This is a genomic window from Dictyobacter alpinus (assembly GCF_003967575.1).
In the GTDB taxonomy this organism is placed as follows: domain Bacteria; phylum Chloroflexota; class Ktedonobacteria; order Ktedonobacterales; family Ktedonobacteraceae; genus Dictyobacter; species Dictyobacter alpinus.
The window spans coordinates 102405-126017 of sequence record NZ_BIFT01000003.1 but is presented as its reverse complement, the minus strand read 5'-3'; the positions used below and the strand labels follow the sequence as shown (position 1 = coordinate 126017).

Here is a 23613-nt window from a genome sequence, read left to right as displayed (position 1 = left end):
ACCGGTGGGGGAGAAAAAAGTACTAATGAGCTTAAATGGTAGGGAAATACGGGCGTTTGAAGCGGCCTGTTGCCTTCACCTCCCCCTGCCTGATGAACAGAAAATGCTGTCAAGGCCTCGACGGAGAAAGAAATGTCACCCGCAACCGGTGGGGGTATTGATACATAAGCACCTATGCCATCGGGTGTAAATGGAAGAATTTTGCAGTAAAGACCCTCAAAAACAGGTCGTTTCGAGGGTCTTTACTGCAAAACGTATCTTCCATCTGCATCGGGTGCTATTACGCCTTTGGCTTATTGGTGCGTTTCCGCCCTTTCGCTGGCCCACTGATGCGTGCTGGTTGCGCAAGGGGCTGGAAGAGGCGGTATTGCTCAATGAGCTGCGGCGGGGCGGCAATGATCATTGGTTGGCTACACCAGGCCTTGCCCCAATAGCCCTTCTGTTTGTCCAGAGGACTCACCGGTTCGGCTTTCGCCAGGATGTTGCGTTCGACAAGATTGTGCAGCGCCGCTTCTATGCGTGGCGCGAAACGCTGTGTGAGATTATTCTTATCGATTTTGATACGCGCTTCGCCCAGCAGTTCCTCCATCGTAATGTAACGCTCTCGCCCCGATTGGTCTGTCACCATCAGCGGCAGGCCGAGCATTCCCCGTTTGAGCTGATCGCGGAACGCCTCAGCAAGATAGAGGCTCAACCGTATCTCGTGTTGCTCGGCCTGACGGTCAAACCGGAGGATCTGTTCATCGATGTGCAAGAGCATCGGCATCTCAAGCATATCAACAGCGTGAATCCAGTCGCCTGGAGAAATAAGATAACCAGCGTGAACACCTCCCCAGAAACCAAGGGAGTAGCGCATATAGGCACCCCGGATGCCGAAGCCGCTCTCGCTGTCGCTTGACACCTGAAACGCTGATAGGAGTGCGATATTCCAGGTCAAGCGATCCTTGTCCTCGGTCCGATATCCGTCGGTATATTTCTGTTCTCCACCGGGATATTCCCGCTTGACATGCTTCGTGTATCCAAGCATGTCAAGCATCTCCTCGATGGAAACTGGCACACTCCCGTTTCTCCCAATGAATGTCTTGCCGTCCCCCGGCCTTGGACGGCTGCGTGATAACCAGAACCATAGGAGCAGACGATCCACCAGGACGGTGAGTTCGCCAGCCTTCTTGATTTGTTTTCTGGCCTCTTCGAGGTCCAGGGGATTCTCAAGCGTTCCCAGGCTGATTTCAATGCCATTATCGGCGATGTAGTACAGTCGCTGGGTCTGGCTCCCAGGCTTTTGCCCCGTTCTCCAGGAATTCTTTGGAGCCAGGGAGGCCTGACGCACAGCCCGTCCGCTCGGATGGTCGAGAATGGTTACGGGTTGTTGCACAGCCAGGCCTGGAAGTGGCATCTGTACTGCCTCTACGAGCCTGTTTTGCGTTGCTTCGATCACAGCCGTTTCAACCTCTGCCGACACGTCTCCTTGCAGAATCCCGTCAAGGAGCTGGTCATGAATCCTTCCATCAAGGAGTTGTTCTCTCGACTCCTCAACGAGATCCTCGGCGGATATACGCTCATCCATCGATATCAGATCTCCCTGTCTTGATCTACATGTGTTCTCTCTTAACGTATACTCTATCATGATTGCCTTCGGATGGAAAGGGCATGTTGGTAAATAGAAGGCGGCCAGGGAGCGTTTCTCCCCGGAATGGCCGCCCTGGTCGCCTTGTGGAATCGCACCTTCTTTTAACTCGCTGTCGGCACTCGTTGCGCTTTCTCGGTGGGCGGAGTGCAAAAGAAATCCGCTCTTTTGCCAATGATCGCGCCTACTGTTTCAGGTGTGGTATATTTCGAGGTGGCAGTGCCCGATGGCTGATCGAAGTAGGTCGCAGTTCGCTTCAATTTTTGTGTGATGAGTAGCTCGTAGAGCATTTGCGCGGCATAGCCCGCTACCTGCTGGTTGACCATCAGACTCTGGGCATTCGCTGCCAGGAGCTGGGCACACGAGAGCGGGTGGGTATTTATCTCCTCTGGGAGGGGAACCAGTAGTTCGGGGTGCTGAATGCTCGGCGAGGGCAACTTGCGGCAGTACCCTGGGAGCTTGAAGGCGTCAGCCAGGTCCTCGCGGTTATTCGTGCTGCCCATCAGGATCTGGCCGGCATCCAACGAATTGCCACAGTCTAACCACCAGACTTTCGGCACTTCCTGGGTGTTCTCGCGCAGCACCTCAGAAATGGATTGGCGCGCCCTGGCGTTGTCTACTGCACCAACCACCACGGTCAGTGCGCCCCAGTGAGAGTGGATGCGTTTGATCATATCAGGTTGGAACGGCTCAACGAAGGTGGTGATTTCGACACCGAAGGCTGCTGTGTAGCGTAGCGCCAGCACTCTGGCCTTCGGCAAGCCGATTTCCTGCTGGCAGAAATCCTGGCGTGCTACATTCGCTGGTTCAACTACGTCGTGGTCCACGAAGATGAGAGAGACTCTCTTCCCATACTGCGCTTGTAAGATCCAGGCCAATCGTGCGACGTGGCGAGACAGGTAACTCCCTGTTCCGCCCGTGCCAACGAGGATGAGCGCGATGTGTTGCGACTGGAAGGTGAAGACCGGCCTCGCCCGCATGAATGACAGGTCTATTTCCGCTTCGTTCATAGCTCTGATGCCTCCTCGTCGTCATGCTCCGGATTTAGATCGCCATCCTCATCCTGTTCGGACAGAGGGATGCTCGCGTCGATGAGACCTTCTGGTAGTTCAAACACCGTTGTTGCCGGAATAATCCAGTGGACACCCTCACAGCCCACACGAACGAGGAGTTCTGGTCGCTTAAAGATGTTTCCAAGAACGGCGTAGATGCGGAATCCCTGCTCGTCCCGGTTATCGGTCGCCGAGAAAAATGCCTGCATCCCATGGTGCGAGTGCAGGTCGATCAATGCCGTCGCATACGAGGAGCCTGCACTGTCGTCGGTCGGCACAACGCTGGTCGCTGTCTGCTTTTGTTCGGGGATGGTGAGCTGCCACTCCTCATCGCGCCATTCCAGGTGAAACAAGATCTCGACTGGATTACCTTCCTCACCTATGGCACCCTGGGCGCACCAAAGTATTTGCTCGACTAGGTGTTGTGGGACCGGTGGGTACGTGAAGCGCACGAGTGGCTCAATGGGGGCCAGTCCCCGTATCTCTTGCGTGGTGACAGGTAAGATGACCTCTAGTCCAGGGCGTTTGCTGCGAATCAAGACGCCGTTGCCGGCGAACAGGTAATCGTAGAGGTGAGCCTGGAAAGGCGGAATCCCTGATTGTGGGGTGATGAGGTGATATTCTACCAGAGCTGGCATGCTTCTCTCCTTCTTAAAAATTCTTCTGCAAGAAGTAGTGATCCACGGCATCCGAAAGGGTCAACGGATTTTCATAACTGTATCGTTTGAAAGGTACGAGGTCGCCTACAGGATAGGTGGCCTTTTTTCGTGAAGCGCACAGCTGATGGCGGACATCAGTTTTATGACGCGTCGATTTGCCCCCGGCCAGATCTGCGTTGAAGGGGCTGTTTATGAAAAGCTGCCAGACGTTTTGAAATGTCTCGGCAGAAACTGGTGCAGGCGTATTATTCCCAAAGCAGACTTTCCCATCCGCATACACATTGGGTAGTGGTGCCTGATAGAGCGGCAGGTTGGGCGAGAACTCTCTCTCCTTTGAGGCCCACACGTAGTACATCGTCCCGATACCTGCAAAGATGAGTGCAGGGAGTGCGACCGAGATCGCTTCTTCGGGCATCCCTTTCCCAAGGAGCGTCAGTGTATGTTTCGCCGGCGGAAGCCACTGGATCATCCAGGTGCCTTTTGTGTTGATGCCCCATTGCCTGATGCCAGCCGGGAGCCAGCCGCTGATGACCTCTTGCTCGTCAAATGCTTGACGAACGCTCTCTTGTGAAAGGAACTTGATTTGATCCTGTTGGTGGTCGTCGCGGTAGTGCAGAATGTATTGTCCGCTCACGATAAGAAGTTCTGCCTCGATGTTCCCTAGGACACGTGGGGCTGGGCTCTGTAAGTCTTTGAGGAGCGCTGCTCGTATTAATCCTTCTTCGCAGTAGTCCACGTCTTTTTATCCTCTTTCAGTAGCGTAAGAACGGTTTGCAGATGGCCTGGATCTGATCCGACCCATTCGAGAAGCTCGTTGATGTGGGTAATCATGGCGGCTGCTTCCTGGTACTCTTTGATGAGGAGATCCATATCTTCTCGGTTCCAAGAACAGTCCTCGATGGGTGCTTCGTCGGTGCTGTCAAGAAAAGCATTTCCTGTATCATGATAGGCCAGTGAAATTACGAGAGGAATGTGAGCAACGGCTGGGTGGAGTGCCTCTGCCACGTGTTTCCAACGTTCCTTGAACGCATCCCACTGCACGTTTGCCCAAACAATCTCTCGTAGCGGAGAATTTTCGCCTATGGTAATGTCTGGTTGATGCTCGGTGATCTCGTGAAATGTCACTTCTCCGATCAGGAAGAGCGCGAGCTGCCATCCTGGTGAGAGGTTCTCGTACTCGGTGTTGTACCAGTCCTCTCCGAGTGAGCGAACTGGGATCACGGTGCTCCGCTCATCGGCGCCAGATCCGTACAGCATGAATTCGGTATAGAGGGGAAACAGCCGCTCGTCTACCAGCTCGACGAATTCTGTCTCCATCGGGCTATATGCTTCTTCAGCCGTCGGGAGGGAACGCTTCTCCGAGCGATTGTACTCTTCGGGGAAGTAGTGTTTATAGAGACTGAGCAACTGGATCGAGTGGAGTTTTCGGTACAGGTAGTCATGCGCTTCGGCGAAGGTGCGAGGGAGCTGGTAGCGTTGGAGTGCCTGGCGCGCGGTCGTCTGTGGTGAAAGTTCAATCATGGCCTACGCATGGAGGCAACGAGGTCTCCATGCTTCCCCTTTCCTGGTTCAGAAACCTACGATGATCTGATGCGAAATGGCGGGATCGGCCTTTTTAAGCCGGTTGACGGCTCTGGATGTGTGTTTCTCTTCATGTTCACCAACCTGAAGTGCAGCTTCGATGGCTGGCTGAAGGTCCATGACATCAAGAAAGTGTATAGTGCCACGAGCTTCGTTCCACTGGATCATCCAGGCCAGCCCGAAGACAGGGTTAACCTGTTCGGGCGCTTTGATCAAAGCGTCAAGCACTTTGGACCCCTTGGGGCCAGCTTTCTTCACGAGCGTAACGACCATCGCTTGGCCTTCTTTCTGCTCTCGGCTGACCGTCGCGTTGGCGATCTCGGGGCCGAGGTGGGGAAGCAACGCCTGCTTCAGCAGTTCGTCGTTACCCGCGATAGCATCATCCATCGGGATCGCGCGACCTTCAAATTTTACGGTTGCCATTCTGGAAATCCTTTCTCATGCAGCATGGTACGACTATTTCAGGGAAGAGCCAGATCTCGCTTGCCTCCAACACTCTGTGTGATCCTCATTCTGGCTCGTTCCTTAGAAAGGGCTGAGCAGCAGGTTGGTAGGAAACCTGCTGGGGATTGAAACAAACTATCCAAAGAGTGTCATTTGTTCAAATGGACTCTCATCTTCTTGTTGCCGTGTCGAATGTTTCGTTTTTGTTGCTTTTGCTGTCGTTTGAGCTGCCTGCGCCGCCGCCTTCTCCTCGGCTACAGCGGGTTGTGGCGGTTCAGCTACCACAACCTCCTCATGCTGTGGCGCGGCTGGCATCGTGGCTACAGGGGGAGTGGTCGTCTGGCGCGGCTTTGCTTCGCGTTTGGGTGTAGTCTTTGCTGCTTGCTTGCGTCGCGCATCTTCTAACGTGAGACGCATTGTCTCTTGCCGCTGCGGCAGGTCGCTTTCTAATCGCGCTTGCAACGTGACAAGTGCTGGCAGAAGCGTCGGTAGGCCAGAAGCGCGGACCAGTTCAGTCAGCGGAACATCCTCGTCGTTGCGCACGCCGATGAGCACCTGGCGACCATCAGGATGACCATCATCTTCGAGCATCGTGATTGAGAAGCTCAGTTTACAGCGGTGGATCTCGTAGCGATCCGGGACCTGTACTGGCGGGAGCGGTGCTGGCGCAGACTCCTGTACGTCGGAAGATGTCGGCGTTTCAGCGGCTTCCTCTTTTGTAGGATCTTGTGCTGTCGATTGCTCGGTATCCTCCTCTTCCAGTTCAGCGTCATCTGAAGCGTCGCGCTCTTCTGGTTCTTCGGGTAAAGTCATAGACCTGTTCCTTTCACATTACAGATGAGAGGTGGAGAAATGCGTATGGATGCTCAGGATGTGGCAGTAGTGGTGGCTGGGCGCGACTTTGTTTCCCGCTTGACCTGCATCGGCATGACCAGGTAGAGGACATCTTTCTTTCCAACTGGTCGGAGAATGCCTGGCCGGTTTGCGTTGTGCAGCTCCAGGGCAATTTCTGGCACGCTACTCATTGCTGCAAGCGCATCAGCGATGTAGCGGACATTAAAGAGCATGGTGAAGTCTTCAACAGGATCCGAATAGGTTGCGGTAAGAGTACTTGTGTTTGCTCCGATCCCCTCTGCCGAGGCGGAAACGGTAATCTTGCCAGTGGCAGGTCGAAGTTTGAGTGTCAGTGTGTGTGACGCGTCCTGGGCAAAGAGCGCCGCAGCTTTGATCACGGGCGCGAACAATCGTGTTTCTACCACGGATCGCGTGCTGTAATTGTCTGGCACCATCTGCCAGAAGTTGGGATATGCTGCGTCCATCAGCCTGGATGTAAGACTCACACCATCGGTTTGGAACAGAATCTGTTTTTTTCCGGCTGTGACGGTGAGAGAGACCATGCCTTGAGTGGGCAACAGGGTGGCGATTTCTTTGAGCGTTTTGGCTGGTACGACCAGTTCTACTGGCTCTGGCACGTCGCCTTCCAGGACTTCGCTGCGGACGGCCAGGCGGTATGCATCTGCTGCGGCGCAGGTGATCTTTCCCTCGCCGTTGCGCCCAACCTGGATGCAGATACCGGTAAAAGCAGGGCGGTCGTCATCAGTTGAGGCCGAAAAGGCGACATCTGTTACCATCTCTTTGATGGTTTGTGCCGCAAGGTGGAGCGATAGCTCGTTCTCGTCAGCTTGAGGCCAGCGGGGGAATTCGTTGGGATCCATACCAATGATCTCCGCTTCACTCAATTCACTGGTAATCGTACCAGCGTGCGTTTCTGATACCTCGATAGTAATGGTTTCGTGTGGCAACACCGCAATAAAATCGGTGAGAAGGCGGGCTGGAAGAGCACAGCATCCGGGCTGTTCGACGGTTGCATCGACCCGGCATTGGACTCCCAGCTCCAAATTGGTCGCTTCCAAGAGGATACGGTTCTGTTCTGTAGTGATCTTGATGGTTGAGAGAATGGGCAGCGCTCGGTTGGAGGTCGCACGTCCAACCATAGCCAGGCCGCTGGCGATATCTGCCTTTTTACAACAGACTTTCACGTCATGGCTCCTTTCGAGACACAAGAAAAGATGGCAGGCAACGCAAACGTGTTGCCTGCATTCGGCACAGTTCATGAGAACGGCTTGTATTACGGATGTGGGGGATAAGGGAAGGGCACGAGTGGCCGGTCGCGGCTCAGGTACAACGGGTGTAGTGGACCCCCTTTCTGGGTGGTGCCAAAGCACCATAAAGGGCGCGGATACAGCAAGTTGAGCACCTCGCGGTCCCGTGTGCTGAAGCGATCTCGTGGTCGAAATGGCGCATTGCCCCAGGCCACAATGATCCTATGTGCCCGGCGGCTCGCCTCGACGATGTGGAGATCGTTGTCCATGCCTTTTGGGTCTTCGGCCACCAGCAAGGCTCTTGGGTCGCTATTGCGCAACGCGAACAGGTTCACGACTTCTAAGTGTGTATATCCTTCCCGCACCGAATACCCGATGAGTCTATTCAGCGTGGCATCGTTTTCCTGCGCATTGGCCCAGGAGGGATTGAGCAGCACCCAGAGCAAGGTTTCCTGCCCTGATCCCCACCAGCGCCGCAACCAGTAGCGATACTGGCCAGTGATAAGCGCGTCACCGTCTCTTTCAGGAGGGATGAGCGACAACTGTGTTGGCTTCATGTGCTTCTCTGCGTTGTGTTGAGTGCGACTGATCAATAATAGATCGGGGCACCTCGAAGATCTTGAGTGCCCCTGGGTATGGGATGGGTTCGATGGGCTGTGCATCCTCTAAGACAAATCCGTATGGCCCACAGAACCAGACATCCCTACTGCTGGTGACAACATCGGCGAGTCGCGCCCGTCCTATGAAGGCTCCTCTTGGATATCCCTGCGTAGGTGTCAAGCACTCCAGTCCAGGGATGATGCGCTTCCAGTAAGCAAATGCACCTGGTTCAACGGTGGTGCCAGAGTGGAGCAGAATCTCTCCCCGAAAGCGCGTTGTCCAGCCCCGGTTCTCCAGTGTTTTCGGCGGCAGGCCCAGCTCCATCAGGCGAGTTGGGTTGGCAAGCCAATAGGAATAGGGAGGGCGTATTGAGAGCCCCCAGTACCCCTGGACTTCTGGAAGTGTTTCGGGCTGAACGACCTGGAGAGAAGGCATTGCCTGCTGCAGCAATCTGACGACGACAGCTCGATGGCACACTCGATATTCAGGACACTGGCACAGTAGGATGAGGCGATCCCCCTGCTGCAAGAACTCACATAGGCGCGCGATTCCCGGTTCTGGATCGAGCAGTTCGATGGGCAGATCATTGTCATAGTTCCGGTTGCCCAGCGACGCCCCCGCCCAGTAATAGGCCGCTCCGTAGACTCGCTCTAAGGTTTTCCTGCGCCACTGGGAAAACTGGGAGGTCGGGTTGCAGCGAAGGTCAACGAGTCTCACGTGCGGTTGTTGCATCAGGGTATCGACCCGCTGGAGCGCGTAGCGAGCTGAATACCCAACCGGGTAAATGATAGGAGAAGGTATACTCATAGGGTTTGACCATTCGCCTGCACGAGCGTTACGTGGGCAGCAGACACGGTGGTCGGTTGGGGGAATTCCGCCCAAGAGCGCCCCTGGAGTAACGGAAGCGAAACCTTGTGGCCATACTCGTTGAGCTTTTGCTTATAAAAGAACGCGGCCTCTGCCCTCTTGGTGTCTTGCAGGAGTTGTTCCACCCATGCTTCGTCCATCGGACGTGCCCCTGGTCCTGACTCACAGCCAGCAATCACCCATTCAATATGTTCAAGCGGGATGTTTGCCAGCAGCTTTAACAGAGGTTCACCGCTGATAAAGTGGATCGCAGCTGGGACCTTGATCAGTTCGAGAATACGCCAGTACATCGCCGGGTTCTCGATGGATACTCCGAACCAGAGGTGTGCTGGCCACTGTGTGCCTGAGCCGCCATACTCTTCAACGAGTGCAGAGAGGCGGGGAGCAAAGTCAACGAGCCGCCCTGGTTCTTTCGTTAAAATCTGATACGTATACTGGCTCTCTTCGAGCATGACGCGGAAGGCCCGTTCTAAGAACGAATCGGGGACATCCTGATCGAAGAGATCGGCCATGTTGGAGACGAAGACCTTCGAGCCTGTTTTCCACTTCTTTGTTCTGGGCCATTCGAGGTAGCTCTCAAGGGGGACGATGGCTCCTGTCCACTGGAGTGTGCCAGGTTGACCAGCGCGAACCTGTACACGCTTCCCTTGAGCGTCACGGATAACTTTTTCAACAGCATCATGGTATTGCGGAGTAAGGGGATTATGCTGCAATCTCCAGGTCATAGGAATGGCCCAGCAATGCGCACAACCAGGTGAGCGTTTGCGACAACCAGCTACAAGCGGCCAGGTCACATCGCACCATTCAATATTTGTACCATCGCTCATTCGATGTCCTCACTGTGTGCGTATCACGCACATGCTATGGTATCTTGTACTACTGCTATGCAAAAATCAAGTGTTGAATATTACCTCCCTTGTGTTATAATGGGGCGATATTCTGCCGTAAGAGGATGACAGCGCTGCCCCGTGTGGCAAACATCTGGCATCGCGCATCCTCCCTGGCACCCCCGCTACAGCGGAGACTGATCAAGTGTCTGTGCGACCATTGCCGTTGCTGCATCAGCCCCAACGATTTCGCCTAACTGCGAGTGCAACTCACTCATATGCTCCATACGAGCCGTGATAAACTCGTGCTGGGCCGTTCCTTGGTTGAGGCCAGAGAGTCCTCGCTGTGCTGCCTCGTATTCCTGAGTGATCTGATTCAGAAGACGAGCAACCTCGCTTCGCTGCTCACCAGCTCCTAGCATGTGCGGAATTCCTCCTTTCGTTGAAAATGGGTGAGTCTTCAAAAGACTCATGCCTGGCTCTCACCAGTTGGCGAGGGACAGGCATGAATCTGGCCGACGAGGGAAGACGGATGGTCGGCCAACACCCTAGGAATGAGGAGGACAACGTGCAGGAACTCCTCACGGCTCATTTCTCCTGCCATAGCCATTTCTCCTTTGTTTGGTCGAGGGGATCGCTTCTTTTATTTTTCGTTTCAGGTTCAATCACAATCGTCCCTGTGCCATCCGTCCTCTGATGAAGGTGCCAGGTACCAAGACCAGTCACTACCCCACTGACCACCTTTTCGTGTGCCGGGTCCCCTCTCTGCTGGCGCTCATGCTCCCACAAGGACAGGAGGGCCTGAACCATGCTCGGATTAGGAAGCTCCATCTCATGAAGTCTGACCAGCCCTCGATTGCTCCAGGCTCCATATAAATGAAGGACCGCAGTATCTGCGGTCCAGGGTGTGGGCAACGGTCGTTTCGTTGCTTTCATACGTAACCTCTTGAGGAACGCCATCTTCTCACAACGGCTGGAAAACCAGCGTCCTGAAAAGATGGCTTGTTATGTCAGTGCTGTTTCCCCGGTCATTGCCGTGACCAGACCGATCAAGAAAGGCGGAGCGCATTCACCTGTTCGCCTTCGGCCCACTCTTTGAAGGTTGTGAGCGCCTGTTGCACAGCCGGTCCGCCAGGCACTTCCTCGATTTCGCGTATTGCGCGTTCCATCACGCTGGTAAATGCTTCTTGCAACGATGCCAGGGCAGCGGAAGAGTCACATCGTTCGAGAAGCAATGGCAAGAGGCTTGCTGCTTGCTCTGCGTAAGCGGCAAGTGCCTCAATGAGCAGCTCTCCCAGTTGCATATGATCCTCGCCAACAGGGGTCATATCAGTTTGGAGCCGATAAATGCGATCATAACAGCGAACATGCTCTTGATAGAGCGAACTGGTTTTCTCCTCCTCTGTTAGGTTGCTCACTGCCGCCTGCACGACTTTCATGAAATCCCAAATTGTCACCAGATCCAGGATAGGCGCAGGGTCTCGCAACGCGGCTGCGAGGAGCGCTGCACCTGCCTGTATGTAAGAAGATGTGGTGTTGCTCATTATCCAACCTTTCTGGATGCTCCGAGATTTTTGGTTGACTCATCAATAGAGAGGAAACACTGGTTATCTTGATTTCTGCTTCACACGAGCCAGGAGAACATTCCCCCTGATCTCCCAGGCTCGCTCATCATCGGACCTCGCTAGCAGTTCCTCATCCGGTTGCTTCCCGTTGGCAATAATCCGCTCGCGTAGATTTTTCGCCGTGGGGATTTGTAGCAAGGTGCAGGCCCGCTCATTCACGGGATCGCTGCTCTCTTCGTCAAACAGTAGCACCGTCAAGCCATCATCTCCAGGGAACATTTGTGCTGGCTCATTGGTGCCGATAAGCATTACGAGTTCATCGTCACTAAATCCTTTGCTACCACCAGGCTTTACCTCTACGATAGGTAGCTCGTTAATCACCCGAATCCATTGGGCCATCTCATACTCCTTTAGGCAGTATTGTTGCGCCGACTCTGCTCACGGTAAGTGCGTCTCTTTTAGACATCAATCTCGTACCAGTCAAAACTGCGTATGACAGGGCGATCAAAACCGGGGACATTTTCAACCGCGACGTTGTAAGGGTAGAGTGAGTGAGGGTCAATGCTGACCACTGTTCCTGTATGACCGAAGAGATCCGGGCCGTAGTACGTGCTGGTAACGTGAACCGCTCGCCCTGGAACGAACGCTGCTTGACGGCGCGCTTTTTCGTCGGGACTGGGTTGTCCAAGGGTATGTGTCTGTTGCATTGAACCTTACTCCTGGTGGCCCATGTGGGGTTCAGTATATCTGCCGAACTTGTATCCCAACTCATCAATAGGCAGAATATCGAGACCAACCTGCTGCAACGTTGGACGGTTGCTCGCGATCAGGTGACGCACACGATCCAACTGTTCACCGACGGGATGCGGATCTGCGTCACTCTCTGTGGCGTTTCCTAATGCGTGTGTTAGCTTGTCATTTTGGACATAGGAAGGCCAGTGCTCTAGGAGCACCAGGATCACGGGCAAAGCATCCAGGCTAAAGGTACCTTCTCCGGCACTGTGTCCGGTGTTCCGATGTACGATGCTAAAACATCCCGACGTGGTATGCACTCTCATCTCGTGTTCCGCAGGCAGGAGCGCGATATTCGCATGCTCGATCATCAATGAAAACCTACGATAGGAATCTCCGGGAGTGAGCGGTATAATGGGGGGGCGAGCCATGATAAAGGTCAGTCCTTTCTTGGCTGATGAGGGGCCAGTTGACGCTGGCCTCCGCTATTTGTACCATTACGCTTTACAAGGCCAATAGGAAATCACCAGGCTGGGAGTTGCACCGCAGCATCCGCTTCTACGGAAACTGGTTCATGTCGCACACGATCTGCTGTTTTGGGAGAGGCAAGCTGAGGGGGAGGAATGCTTGCCTCTCCTGCTCCTCTATGAAAGAGCGCGAACTAGCTCGCCATGACGAGGCTAGTGACCTGCTGAAATGAAGGAATGCCCTCTTCACTGATAAGAACTTGCCAGCCTTGTCGTCGCAGCTCCTCTTCGTACAGAGTGAGCACTGCTACTGTCTGCGCGTTCTGTGGTTCTGAAGATGAACGAAGGTGGATAATCTGGGTTTTCAGGTATCCGAGAGAGCATTGCCCTGGTGAAAATGCGTCGCTCATGTGTCTATTCTCCTTGAGAAACTCCTTTGAATGATCTATTGCTTATTTTGCAAAGGATACTCGAAATGAATGGCGATGCACCAAATGGGGCACCAGTAAAGGTGGAGCGTTGTTTCGCCGGGTTTGCGTGGACGGATGTAGACACCTGTCCACAGGTCGTACCATCTGATTTCGGGGGAGATCTTCACTCCCCGGCAGCGTAGCCACCACCAGGTACAGAGGCTGAGGATCACAAAGATCATCATTGCTGGCAGGACGATCCAACTTTCCCAGCGTGACTTTCTCGCGGATCGGCCTAGTTGTCTTGTCATGGATTGTCCTCCCAGGATCGGTGAGAATAAGAGGCATTTATGCCCAATGGTAGTTCCTTGTGTCTAGGAGCTGCTGGTAAAGTGGACAGCCGCATTGCACCATGAGGTTGCAGGTCAACGTCTGGCAGGCCAGTTTCGGGTCCCACAAGGGGGTCACCTCGATCAAATCGATGGACTTGACGACCTGGACCCCGTGCAGCGTGGTATAGGTCGGATTATGCTGAATAAAGGCCGTTTCCAGATCCGCTCCATGTCGGCGATGAATACGGTGCAGGATGCAATCGCGTTCCTGCTTTGACTCCCAGACGAGTCCATCCTGCTGAGAAACCGGAGTCCACTCTTTGCGAGCGCTATTGAGCTTTCCGACCTGAAAGTGGCCACCAGGGAGGCCAGGTCGCGCGATAAGTCGAAAGCGATTGTGTTCATCCACCAGCAGGTACAGCAGGACTGGAAAGCGTATTTCGAGAATGCGCCTGGTGTACCGGGAGTCAAACGGAGCATTGAGTAAGTTCGCAAGTGCCGAATCATTTTCCTGCAAAGGAATCTCCTCCTTTTTTGGTTTTTTAGGGGGAACTTTTTCCCTCTTTTTGTGTGCTGTACGTTCTTGTGGAATGAGTGTATCCTCCTTCTTCGTTGGTAGGCTCGCCTCCTGGCGGTTCCCTTGGTGACGGTGTACCTGGTGGGATCGTTGCTTCCCCCATTGCGACAGCCCACAAAGCGCGAGCTGCCGTGGTCGAGGAACCAACCTATGGTAAAAAGCCCTGATAGGGAAGGATTATCTGACGCGCTTCCTTTTGAGTACCTTAAAGCTGTAAAACGTTGCGATACTGCTGATCGCCAGCGCAAGAAGTGCCTGGGCGAGAGAGGCAATGTCCCGCTGAGCAATTGCATCTATGCCGCGCACGATGAGGACACCAATAGCCGCACCTTCAAAGATGAGGATTGCGAGTCGATTGGCTGTACTTTGCATGTCTGGAAACGGCGGTTTCAACGCGGTTGCCGCCTGGAGTAAGGCCTCGGTGATGACGATGTTTTGTTCTCGGAGCACCGTCAGCTCCTGTTCTGACGGCTGACTTCCATCAAAGAGTATGCGACGGATGATCTCCCAGGGTGAGAGCAAGACACGCCGCAGGTAGAAATTGATCTGTCCTGGCCGTAAGTCGTAGGCCGCGATTTTGAACGCAATCGCCAGGCTTGCAAGGGGCAACAGACACGCCGTAAATGGGGCGACGTTTGGTTGAAGCACAATGGCTAAAAACGAGGTTGCTCCAAGGATCATAGCCAGGAAGAGTTGTGTCAGAGGGTTTTTATTATCGACGATCTCCCCGTGCAACCTTTCGGCCTCATCCTCTTTGCGGATGATTGAGACCTGATTCTGCTGGTCGATGGCAGAGGTATTTACAGCCTGATCGGGCCCATGAAGCGTGGGAGCGGTGTTTTGCTGGATTACCGGGAGCTGGAGCCGCGCATTTTGCAGTTGAGAGAAGACCTCCAGGAATGCTTGGCCTCCCATCACACTGGCCAGGAACGGAACGATATCTCGTTGTTCGCAACTGCTCGTTATGGCGGTGATGACTTCTTGCAGAGACACGCTGGCTGCGAACAACGAGGCTGCATCGGGGAACTGAGATGGAAAAAGCGAGGCCACCTCTTCTGCCTGCGTTATCGCCTTTAGAAGATCCTGGCCCCCCCAGGAGTAGGGAAGGGCAGAACCAACTGCGGTCTCTGAAAAGACGGTGGTGAGCCCTTTCAGCATGCTTTTCGCGTAGGTGTAGGCTGAGAACCATTGAGCCTCAGCCTCTCTACGAATACCAGAACCTTCAAGGGAGACGAGCAACAAATCATTGGCGGCAATATCGTATTCGTTCGTTCCTTCATCGGGGCACTGTACAATGCAACGGACCTGGGTCGGGAGACCGTGTGGTGTGACCCGTATGATAGGCCACTCGCCGATAGAGACACTGCCGTCGAGCCTCCGTTGCAGTGTCTCACCCGTGCTCAGGGTGATCGCGGGCGCAGCTGCTTCGACGACGGCTGAGGAAGGCGGGAGACCATCCTGTGTCATGTTGGCCTGGTTGCCCTCATCCTGTAGCGTATACTTCTGTGTTGCCTCATCTTGCTCTTCGTGGGTAGGCGTCTCTTCAGTAAGGATCGACGGTTTTATCATGGTAGTATCTCCTGTGAAAACGTGTAGAACTGCCCGATGGTTCGTATCGGGCGGCGTGTTATAACGACATGAGAGAAGCGTGTGTTGGCGATCAATGACGATTTCGCTTTACAGGAACGGTGACGGCGGGATGCTGCTCGCCTCTACTAGACAGCAGATACGGCACAGGGAGTGTCGTCGCCCAGGTGCGCGTTGACCATGCGTTGTGGTGATGCGAGTGCAAACGCCGCGCTGTAGTGGTGGGAAAGCCTAAACTGAAGGGTCAGATGTAGGGAGGGATATTCTTCCGCTTTACCTCCTTTTTAAGAGCTGTGGATACTCTACGATACTGTTCGGAGGGCCGTTGGTATACATGTTCTCGCCTTCCTATCGTCTCTGCAAAGTTGATGAGGGGTCCGTGCCTTTTTGTCGTGCCTTTCGTTGTATGGCAAGGGCACAGGCGCAGTGCCTACAGAGATACTGTGTCCCCAGGACAATGACCGCGCGACGGGGAACGCTCCGCGCTCTGCGAACGCACTGTACACACCAGACTTTAGGAACAAGCGCTGTTCGCGGTCTGGATGAGGGCGTTCCTCTTAGTTGATGCGTCATGACTTCCTCGACTTCTGTAGACTGAACACTTGGAGGACTCATGCGACTCTGAGTGTTCTCCTGGCCTCTGCCCGTGCTTTCTCTTCATCTCTCCTGATTTTCTCTTCCATTAACTGGCTATAGCGGTCCCTGATCGCGTCCGGTTTGGTATAGCCAATCGTGATTCCCATAATCTCGGCGATCTCGCAGCGTACTGCTGCGAGCATCTCTGCCTCTTCCCAGGTGGGCATCGCGGTCGGCCAGTTGCGTGTGTAGTGCAAGTGCGTGGGAATGCGCTTTTCAGCAGCGGTGCGAAGCGCGGCTTTTCGTTTGGCCTCGGTCAGCCCCCACTGCATTTCCTCTGAAAGCAGGTGCGGTGCAACGTCCCCTAACCAGCGCGCGGACTGGAAGCTGAACGTAGACACGATCTCCAACATGACCATCTCGCGATAGAGGTCATGGTAGGCCGGGTTTGTGGTGGCTGCGATGAGGTCTGCGAGTTTCGCCAATATGCAAAAAACGCAGGAAACGCGCGACATTCCCTGTTCGTACGCTTCATGAATGGGAATTCCGTGCGCTCGATGGTACTCGAAGCACTGCTCTTTTTCCCAGGGCAAGATAGGGTTCCAGGAGTACCCACTTGTTCCTTGTGTCTTGCTGAACAACTTTGGCTGTGGCGCACAGATCGGAGCTTTGGCACGGTCCGGGCTTTCATCCCAGCGGATGCCCAGTATCTGGAGAATCGTCTGGTTGGGGAAGCGTTGAACAAGTTCACGGCAGATAATGGCTGTTTTTAGCTCTGCCGTACAAAATCTCATGGAGGCCGTACTCCATGGGAGTATCACCTTGACACACAGCAATTGTGCGTATCTTTCCAGATTGTCTCTCCAGCGCTGAAGCCAGCGATCCATCATATCGCCGGACTGCCGGCGGACAACGACCAGTTCTATGTCCAGGTGATCACAAAGCCTTTGGCACTGTGGCAGCGAATCAAGGTGCTCGACGCGCCCGAGATCGCTATGTATCCCAATAATGGGGCCTCGATAGCCCTGTGCTCGCACATCGTTGACCGCATATGCGGCAGCCGTCGCTCCGTCAATGCCTCCAGAAAGGCAAGCGGCAATGGGCATCTGTCGCTCGATCAGGTCTGCAACGGTGTGGTCTGTAGAGAGGCCAGGCCATGACATACGGTTACCTCTTTTCTCGTATGGAAAAACGGTGAATTCAGAAAAAAGCTGAGGGAAATAAGAGAATGGGAAAAACGTCTGGTTCTCTTTCCCATTCTTGGAGGGGTCCGCTAGAATACCTTAGTGGTGACACATTGCCAGCACCCGTCGGTTACGACGCATGCGCTCGCAGACATTGCGCTTGATCCGGTATACGTCGTCAACGGTAGGGAAGAGCTGACGGTGCCGATCCCATATTTCTGCGGGTTTGTACCCGTTGATATAGGCGAGGATGAGCACACGCTCCTCTTCGCCATGCAACTCTTCTTGCACGATCTCCCACAATCCCTGTGCAGCGAGGGCCGAAATTACATTGTCGGTTGGATCGTCCGTCCTTGGCTCATGCTCAACGTCGTCGAGGCTGGTCTCGCTGTATCTGCTCTGCAGAGTGCGAACCTCGTCGGTGACGACGGAGTGGGCGCACAGCTTTAGGTACTTCAACACTTCCGCCAGTAGGTGAAAGTTGCCCAGTTTCATCGGCGTCACCACATGAGCAAATTTGGCAAAGGTCGCATTCACCAGCGATGCATAGCCGTCTTGCTCGACGTGTGGGCGCGCCGTATAGTACTGGGAGACCCAGGTGAGCACGAGTGGTGCGTATTGCTGATAAAGGTAGCTCCAGGCGGTTTCGTCGCGGTTGACGATGGCGCGGCGAAACAATTCCAGGCCGTAGCGATCATCCGATGTTTCTTTCTTGAGAAACTTGCGGCTTTCATGCGCGCACAGCCTGCTCAGGGTCGCTATCGACAGCGCTTCTGGCGATTGGTGCTCATAGAAGGTAGGTGGGAATTGCTGTTCAATCATGGCCTGCCCTCATTGCACCGAGTAGAAAGCACCACCTCCCTCGTGCTACCGAGTATCAGGATGCGGGATGATCGCTCAGCTTCGCTCACATCGGGAAAGTGGAGTTGATGGAAGGCCAGCGCCGCTCGCGCCGTCGTTTCGCTATCCTGTTCTTCAACGGCGCGTACCCCCTGGCACCAGCCGGTCATCGTCTCTGTCATATGGTAGGCGAGATCGCGCTCCTGACTGGAATGCGTCATAACAAGAAGCCAGAGACCGCGCCGATTGGCTGTTCTTACGGTATTTTTTACAAGGTTCTGGATGCGGCGGAATATCTTAATTCGCTCGTCCGTATAAACCAGGTTGCTGGCATTGATGACCAGTAGATCAAGTATCGCTTTCGGAAGAGGGGTGTCAGGCCCTCCTGGTGGTTGGTGGGTCGTCATTTGCATTGTCTGTGCCTTTCGAGGAAAAGAGAAACTGCTACGGGGACGGTGGTACGAATGACAATGCTTCAAGGGTGCGACAAAAAGCGCTCAAGAGCGCGGCACCTCGCCCAAGTCGCCGGCTTGCAGAAGTGTTCAGTAAGGCAAAGAGAACACAGCGAGGTTAAGGGAAGAAACTGCTGAGTGACCGTATGATGCGGCCTGGAAAACGTGATGTCCATTTAGGAAACGGCGACGATATGCTGCCGCCAGGTGCTTACCGCATGCTCTAAGGCATACTCATAGGCGGCTTCGTTGTTGTTATCGGCGGCGGGAGCGTATTTGGGAATGATTTGCTCCGGAGTCGTCAGGCCCCACCCATCGACGTACAGGTTACGCAGCAGGCGGCACTGCACCATCAGGCCGTCCTGCCAACTCTCAAACCAGGCGTATCCATCCTGGCATCTAACGCCAGGAATGCAACGCAAGTTTCCCGGCGAGAGACTGTAGCGTGCTTCACCCCCCAGGCCAAAGCTGCTTTCATGCATGTAAAATGCCAGCACGAACGCTGGGTCGAGGCCACAATACTGGCTTACCTGGACGAAGAGCTGTCCTTGACCAGCCATTGGGCTGTGGTAGTACTCCAGAACCTTATTGATAAAGTCTGCGTCTATAGTGGCTGGACCGGTAATGGAAGAGGAGCCGCCCGCGCCTGCTGGTGTCCCTTGATGGCAGTGAACATTCCAGGTACCAGCCACCTCCGGCGTCGTATCGATGAATCGGGAACCAGTGGTTGTGGTGCCAAATACCGTCAAGAGCAGTATGGCCGCCAGGCCGATCAGAATGAAGGGAAGCCATATATTCTGCTTTTGGGTCTGCGTGGGTTGCCCTGTCGTACCAGGCGCTTGTACGTCTGTGTCACGCATCTCCTCTTCGGTTTCTGCAGGGACTGCGACAACCGTCTGCGTGGGTTGTGGTGCAGGCAACCACAGGCGCTCCGTCGTCGGATACTGGTACGGCTGCTGTGGGTCAGACGGATAGCGAGGCGTTTGCACCGGTGGGTAGAGCAGAGCGGTCGTGTCCACCTGGGAGGCGATCTCACCCCAGAATGCAGGATCGTCCAGCTCTGGATAGGACTGATCCTCTGGAAAGAAATGCTGGTCGTACATCGCAGCGTACCTTTCTGATAGGTTAGGAACGTGATACCTCATCGAGGCCAGACGAGGGGAGAAGCCGACGCTGTGCTATACTAGCACTGTGGTCTCGCGAGACCAGCGCGGTGCGTGTCTTTGCCGAGGTGTGAGAGCTGAGCGGGGACATGCGCCTCGTCTTGTATAAGGAAGGGACTAAGGGGACGCACTACAAGGCCATCTATCAGGTACGCACTTCTTCCTCTTCTTCTCCAGCACTGGTGTCTGTGACTTCTGGGGCTTCACTGCTTTCTTCGTCTTCTCCTTCCTCATCTTCGTTGCTCGTGTCTATCCGCTCGTATGTCTCCGGGTCGATAATGCCACACTCGATGAGAAGTGGGGCGAGACGTTCGGATGGACGAATCGGCTGCTGCGTCTCGCGGTCCATCAGACCCCGGGTGACTAATGCGTCACGCAGCTCCGATCCCTTTTTCGTACTGAGCTTCTTATTCAGGGTCTCAGCAGATCCTCGATGCCCTCGCCAGGTCACGGCCTCGGCCACGAGCAACCGATCTTCGGGCGAAAGGTTTTTCAGCGGGATCGGAATCGGCGTGCCGCGAAGAACGGTGCCGTTGACATGAATGATGTCGTTGAGCAGGTAGGACGTCAAGTGTTCGTAGAGTTGTTCTTCGGTAAATGTGACGTCTCTCTTCGGTCGTGGTGGTGCTTTGCTTCCTTCTATCGGTTCAAGTTCCCACAGCATACTCTGGAAGAGCTGCTCCGGCTCTAGTAGGGTATTGCCGTCCTCATCTCCCGTGGCATGACGGATGTTTTCCCCTACCCAGTACTGTACCAGGGCCTCGACCACGATATTGGCGATGAACGGTGCCTGGATACGCACCGGGTTGCTGTTGTCTTCCGCCATATAAAGCATATCGCCACTACCATTGAGCTTTTCGGCTCCCCCTTTGTCCAGGATCGTCCTTGAGTCGATGGCAGAAGAGACTTTGAAGGCAATACGGGTTCGCAGGTTGTTTTTAATCACTCCGGTGATGACATCGACTGAGGGCCTCTGGGTGGCCAGCACCAGATGGATGCCGGTGGCGCGCGCCAGTTGCGTGAGTTGAGTGATGTAGGACTCTGTTTCATCGGGCGCGGTAATCATCAATTGTGCCAGTTCGTCGATGACGATGAGAATGGCGGGAAGATTGGGAAGGGAGAAATCTCCCTGGGCAATACGCTCCTTTCTGAGTGACTGGTACTCTTCTAGTTCGGTGACGCCCAACTCTGAAAAGCTTTTGTACCGCCGCTGCATCTCCTCCACCGCGTTTTTCAGGAGAGGCACGACCTTTTCCATGTCGTCTACAATCGGTGACAAGAGATGGGGAATGCCTTTAAACTTGCCCAGCTCGACCATCTTGGGATCAACGAGCGCGATCCGAACGTCGTCGGGGGTGTTGTATCGGATGATCCCAGCAATCAGGGACTTCAGGAAGACCGATTTGCCAGCACCCGTTGAGCCTGCCACAAGCAAATGAGGCATTTTGCGGATGTCCACGGCCCAGACACGATTGGTCAAATCCCAGCCGAGTGCTACAGGCAACCGTGTCTTCTGGCACAGCACGGTGTATTCCTTGGTGCGCAGGATTTCGTTAAAGGTCACTTTGCGCGGATCCTTGATTGGGATCTCTACACCCACGTATGGTCGGCCAGGAACAGGAGCCTCCATCCGCATCGATTGAGCCTCTAACCAGAGAGCGATGTCATTTTGCATCGCCATGATCTGTTTGACTTTGGTGCGCTTTTTATACGTGATGTTTCCTTTGCCATCACGTATCACAACTTTTTTGGATTTATCATGCTCATCCGTCCTTGTCGCCGGAATGCCGGTCGGGCGAATAGCGTACCGCACGACTGATGGACCGATGCAGATATCCTCTGGCCTGACCTCGACTTTTACATCAAAGCTGTCCAGGGTTTCTTGCAACAATTGTGCCCTCTGGTCGCTTTCCTGCTTCAGACGCGCGATGACGCGGGCGATTTCCTCCGGCTTCTCCTCGCCTGATGAGGGCAGGATCAACGTTTCGGGCAATTTCCAGGGACGAAGAACACGTGGCTCTGGTGATACGCCAGGTGGGGACACTTCTATCGGAGGTGCCGTTTTCTGCACCTCGACTACCAATTGCTCTTCGGACGGCGATGGCTCTTCTCGTACCGCTCTCCACTCCTCAAACTGAAGACGCGCTTGCTCCGCGTAGCTGGAGCGTTCGGATGGTTGGAGCGCCTCGATGAAGAATTGCAGCCGTTTGGCACGACGGTCAGCCATCAGTTGCCCACTCCCATCGGGGATGAGAGCGAGGGCGAGGGCCTGCTGAATGAGGTTGCCCTCTTTCGGAGGGTAGCGCAGTGCATGAGCCGTCCAGAATTTGCCTGACTGGTATTGATACAACACCGCTCCCCATGCCTTTTCCGCAGGACTGAAAGGTTTAGGTTGGGTGCCGGGTGTGTCCGTCTCGTTCTCCTCGACGATAGGAATGGCCGTCTCATCGACGGAATCAGCGGTGACATCACCAGGATCTGTCACCGCTGCTGAAAAGGGAGCGACGCGTTCTCCCCACTTTGCCTGGTAATCGCCGGGAGGCTAAAGGTATTCGTCAATGCGTCTGTCTGCCTGTTTGGTTCGCTGTGGGAGTGACGGAAGCGGATGTATTGGGGAACACGGTTCGTTCGGTCCAGGATCAGAGCCTGCCCTGCAGGGACGCGCTCGATTTCCTGAGGGGCGATCCCCATATAAGCACTTAACCACCCTGTTTTGACTTCTGCGGCTGCTGGATGCTCAACAATCCACAGAATACATTGCTGCAGAGCCTCCGGGTCCATACCAGTGACCCTTCGAGTGACCAGGTACCAATGTAGTCCCCATTGTCCACGTTTCTGGAGGTGATTGAGGATGGCTTTGCGCACCGATTGTGCCAGCCCCGGCTTATCCTTGTGGATGCTGTGCCGGTCGTCGTCGGGGCAGAGGCGGTAGGCATCAGTCAAGGTGATGACGGCTGGCAGGTAGCGATTGCTCTGCTTGTACTGTTTCCGCTCCCAGCCAGCCATGCCATCGATGATACCCCACAGGACAATAGACGCTTCGGTTGGCGAGGTATAGCTTGCAAAGTCAAAGAGCACCTGCCAGCCATATTGCATCAGCGTGTGACCAAAATCAATCGCCTGCGTCTCCTGGGACTGACTCAAGGCCACGGTCTGGGTATTCGCACCAGATTCTTGTTGCTGATAGGCTTCTGGACTGATCACGTGGTAGCCGTAGGGAAATTCGTTCAATAGCGAGGTGTAGTCCCCACTCACGTCGATAAAGAGCTGTGCCACTCCCTTGAGTGCCAGCTCTTCAGCCAGCACGCGAGGAATGTTGCCCGATGGGTCGAGAAGCAGAGCATTCACATACGCCTGTGTGACATCGACGTAGGCGTGATCGCCAATTTGCAACTCGTACTCATGCGACTCAGGAAGCGCGTGCTGCTGTTGTGGGGGCTGAGAAGCGCCAGCCGTGAGCGCACCACGTACATCCGGCCCGGACAACTCTTGTTGCGGGTGCTCTGTGATTGTAGTGATATGGCCCTGCTGTTTCCCGCTGTAGAAACCAGGATGTGTCCGTGGAATGCGACCGCCGAAGAGGTTTTCCTCCTCGTCACTGTACGGCTCCTGCATGTGATAAGGGACCGCTGCCTGGGTCAACTCGTCCGCCATTTCAGGAAAGGGTGGGGGCAATGTTGGGTCAATGTTGGAAACCATCGAGTTGAAAAAATGCTCTTTTCCGACGCGTTTGTATCGTTGCAGCAGCATATTTCCCCCGATGCCGGCAGCAACAAGGGCAATGATGACAACAATCACCATGCCCATGTCCATGCCTGTCGAGAGGAGAATGTAGCCAATAAAGAGAACAAGAACCAGCCCACCGATGTAGGCCAGGGGATGTTGTTCGTGAGACATCATGCGGTAGAACTCCTTTGTGTGAAAAGGCGTTCAGGCGGCCACAACTCACCAAGCGAACGAGGTGGCCGC

General features: G+C 54.6%; 28 protein-coding genes. All 28 read right to left on the bottom strand.

Annotated elements, in window-relative coordinates; all coding sequences use genetic code 11:
- Positions 1-280: 280 nt before the first annotated feature.
- Positions 281-1567 (bottom strand): hypothetical protein, encoded by a 1287-nt coding sequence (locus EL633_RS35810; protein ID WP_126632112.1) that lies wholly within the window; start codon positions 1565-1567, stop codon positions 281-283.
- A gap of 164 nt (positions 1568-1731) precedes the next feature.
- On the bottom strand, positions 1732-2637 hold the full coding sequence (locus EL633_RS35805; RefSeq protein ID WP_126632111.1) for a ThiF family adenylyltransferase: 906 nt from the start codon (positions 2635-2637) through the stop codon (positions 1732-1734).
- Positions 2634-3317 carry a Mov34/MPN/PAD-1 family protein gene (locus tag EL633_RS35800; RefSeq protein WP_126632110.1) on the bottom strand — a complete coding sequence of 228 codons (684 nt, stop codon included), beginning with the start codon at positions 3315-3317 and terminating at the stop codon, positions 2634-2636. Before EL633_RS35800 ends, EL633_RS35805 begins: the two co-directional genes overlap by 4 nt.
- A 13-nt stretch (positions 3318-3330) precedes the next feature.
- Positions 3331-4074, bottom strand: a complete 744-nt coding sequence (locus EL633_RS35795; protein WP_126632109.1) for a hypothetical protein — start codon at positions 4072-4074, stop codon at positions 3331-3333.
- Positions 4050-4859, bottom strand: a complete 810-nt coding sequence (locus tag EL633_RS35790; protein ID WP_126632108.1) for a hypothetical protein — start codon at positions 4857-4859, stop codon at positions 4050-4052. Before EL633_RS35790 ends, EL633_RS35795 begins: the two co-directional genes overlap by 25 nt.
- Before the next feature lie 48 nt (positions 4860-4907).
- Positions 4908-5342, bottom strand: a complete 435-nt coding sequence (locus EL633_RS35785; RefSeq protein WP_126632107.1) for a hypothetical protein — start codon at positions 5340-5342, stop codon at positions 4908-4910.
- Between the two features lie 156 nt (positions 5343-5498).
- Positions 5499-6176 (bottom strand): hypothetical protein, encoded by a 678-nt coding sequence (locus EL633_RS35780; protein WP_126632106.1) that lies wholly within the window; start codon positions 6174-6176, stop codon positions 5499-5501.
- A 53-nt stretch (positions 6177-6229) separates the two neighbouring features.
- Positions 6230-7402, bottom strand: a complete 1173-nt coding sequence (gene dnaN, locus EL633_RS35775) for a DNA polymerase III subunit beta (RefSeq protein ID WP_161982724.1) — start codon at positions 7400-7402, stop codon at positions 6230-6232.
- A gap of 89 nt (positions 7403-7491) precedes the next feature.
- On the bottom strand, positions 7492-8022 hold the full coding sequence (locus tag EL633_RS35770; protein WP_161982723.1) for a DUF1643 domain-containing protein: 531 nt from the start codon (positions 8020-8022) through the stop codon (positions 7492-7494).
- Positions 7988-8872 (bottom strand): DUF488 family protein, N3 subclade, encoded by an 885-nt coding sequence (locus tag EL633_RS36890; RefSeq protein WP_161982722.1) that lies wholly within the window; start codon positions 8870-8872, stop codon positions 7988-7990. Before EL633_RS36890 ends, EL633_RS35770 begins: the two co-directional genes overlap by 35 nt.
- Positions 8869-9759, bottom strand: coding sequence for a DUF5131 family protein (locus tag EL633_RS35765; RefSeq protein WP_126632103.1), 891 nt, complete (start codon positions 9757-9759; stop codon positions 8869-8871). Before EL633_RS35765 ends, EL633_RS36890 begins: the two co-directional genes overlap by 4 nt.
- 185 nt (positions 9760-9944) lie before the next feature.
- Complete coding sequence (locus EL633_RS35760) at positions 9945-10181, bottom strand: hypothetical protein (RefSeq protein ID WP_126632102.1); 237 nt, start codon at positions 10179-10181, stop codon at positions 9945-9947.
- A 47-nt stretch (positions 10182-10228) separates the two neighbouring features.
- Positions 10229-10363: a hypothetical protein gene (locus EL633_RS38010; protein WP_281275989.1), complete on the bottom strand. Its 135-nt coding sequence runs from the start codon at positions 10361-10363 to the stop codon at positions 10229-10231.
- Complete coding sequence (locus EL633_RS35755) at positions 10348-10695, bottom strand: hypothetical protein (protein ID WP_126632101.1); 348 nt, start codon at positions 10693-10695, stop codon at positions 10348-10350. The genes EL633_RS38010 and EL633_RS35755 overlap by 16 nt, the downstream gene beginning before the upstream one ends.
- Before the next feature lie 113 nt (positions 10696-10808).
- Complete coding sequence (locus EL633_RS35750) at positions 10809-11303, bottom strand: hypothetical protein (RefSeq protein WP_126632100.1); 495 nt, start codon at positions 11301-11303, stop codon at positions 10809-10811.
- Between the two features lie 63 nt (positions 11304-11366).
- Entirely contained in the window at positions 11367-11723 is a 357-nt protein-coding gene (locus EL633_RS35745) for a hypothetical protein (RefSeq protein ID WP_126632099.1), read from the bottom strand.
- A gap of 59 nt (positions 11724-11782) precedes the next feature.
- Positions 11783-12031, bottom strand: coding sequence for a hypothetical protein (locus EL633_RS35740; RefSeq protein WP_126632098.1), 249 nt, complete (start codon positions 12029-12031; stop codon positions 11783-11785).
- Between the two features lie 6 nt (positions 12032-12037).
- Positions 12038-12487, bottom strand: a complete 450-nt coding sequence (locus EL633_RS35735; RefSeq protein ID WP_126632097.1) for a hypothetical protein — start codon at positions 12485-12487, stop codon at positions 12038-12040.
- A gap of 230 nt (positions 12488-12717) precedes the next feature.
- On the bottom strand, positions 12718-12933 hold the full coding sequence (locus EL633_RS35730; RefSeq protein WP_126632096.1) for a hypothetical protein: 216 nt from the start codon (positions 12931-12933) through the stop codon (positions 12718-12720).
- Positions 12934-12968: 35 nt separating this feature from the next.
- Positions 12969-13244, bottom strand: coding sequence for a hypothetical protein (locus tag EL633_RS35725; RefSeq protein WP_126632095.1), 276 nt, complete (start codon positions 13242-13244; stop codon positions 12969-12971).
- A gap of 37 nt (positions 13245-13281) precedes the next feature.
- Positions 13282-13782, bottom strand: coding sequence for a hypothetical protein (locus tag EL633_RS35720; protein WP_126632094.1), 501 nt, complete (start codon positions 13780-13782; stop codon positions 13282-13284).
- A 237-nt stretch (positions 13783-14019) separates the two neighbouring features.
- On the bottom strand, positions 14020-15411 hold the full coding sequence (locus EL633_RS35715; RefSeq protein WP_126632093.1) for a hypothetical protein: 1392 nt from the start codon (positions 15409-15411) through the stop codon (positions 14020-14022).
- 629 nt (positions 15412-16040) lie between these two features.
- Positions 16041-17168, bottom strand: a complete 1128-nt coding sequence (locus EL633_RS35710) for a phosphoadenosine phosphosulfate reductase domain-containing protein (RefSeq protein ID WP_126632092.1) — start codon at positions 17166-17168, stop codon at positions 16041-16043.
- 120 nt (positions 17169-17288) lie between these two features.
- Entirely contained in the window at positions 17289-18011 is a 723-nt protein-coding gene (locus EL633_RS35705) for an RNA polymerase sigma factor (RefSeq protein ID WP_126632091.1), read from the bottom strand.
- Positions 18008-18442: a hypothetical protein gene (locus EL633_RS35700; RefSeq protein WP_126632090.1), complete on the bottom strand. Its 435-nt coding sequence runs from the start codon at positions 18440-18442 to the stop codon at positions 18008-18010. The genes EL633_RS35705 and EL633_RS35700 overlap by 4 nt, the downstream gene beginning before the upstream one ends.
- A gap of 215 nt (positions 18443-18657) precedes the next feature.
- Positions 18658-19584 (bottom strand): glucosaminidase domain-containing protein, encoded by a 927-nt coding sequence (locus tag EL633_RS35695; RefSeq protein WP_161982721.1) that lies wholly within the window; start codon positions 19582-19584, stop codon positions 18658-18660.
- A gap of 205 nt (positions 19585-19789) precedes the next feature.
- Complete coding sequence (locus tag EL633_RS35690; protein WP_126632088.1) at positions 19790-22129, bottom strand: DNA translocase FtsK; 2340 nt, start codon at positions 22127-22129, stop codon at positions 19790-19792.
- Positions 22126-23544 carry a hypothetical protein gene (locus EL633_RS35685; protein ID WP_126632087.1) on the bottom strand — a complete coding sequence of 473 codons (1419 nt, stop codon included), beginning with the start codon at positions 23542-23544 and terminating at the stop codon, positions 22126-22128. The genes EL633_RS35690 and EL633_RS35685 overlap by 4 nt, the downstream gene beginning before the upstream one ends.
- Between the last annotated feature and the right edge of the window lie 69 nt (positions 23545-23613).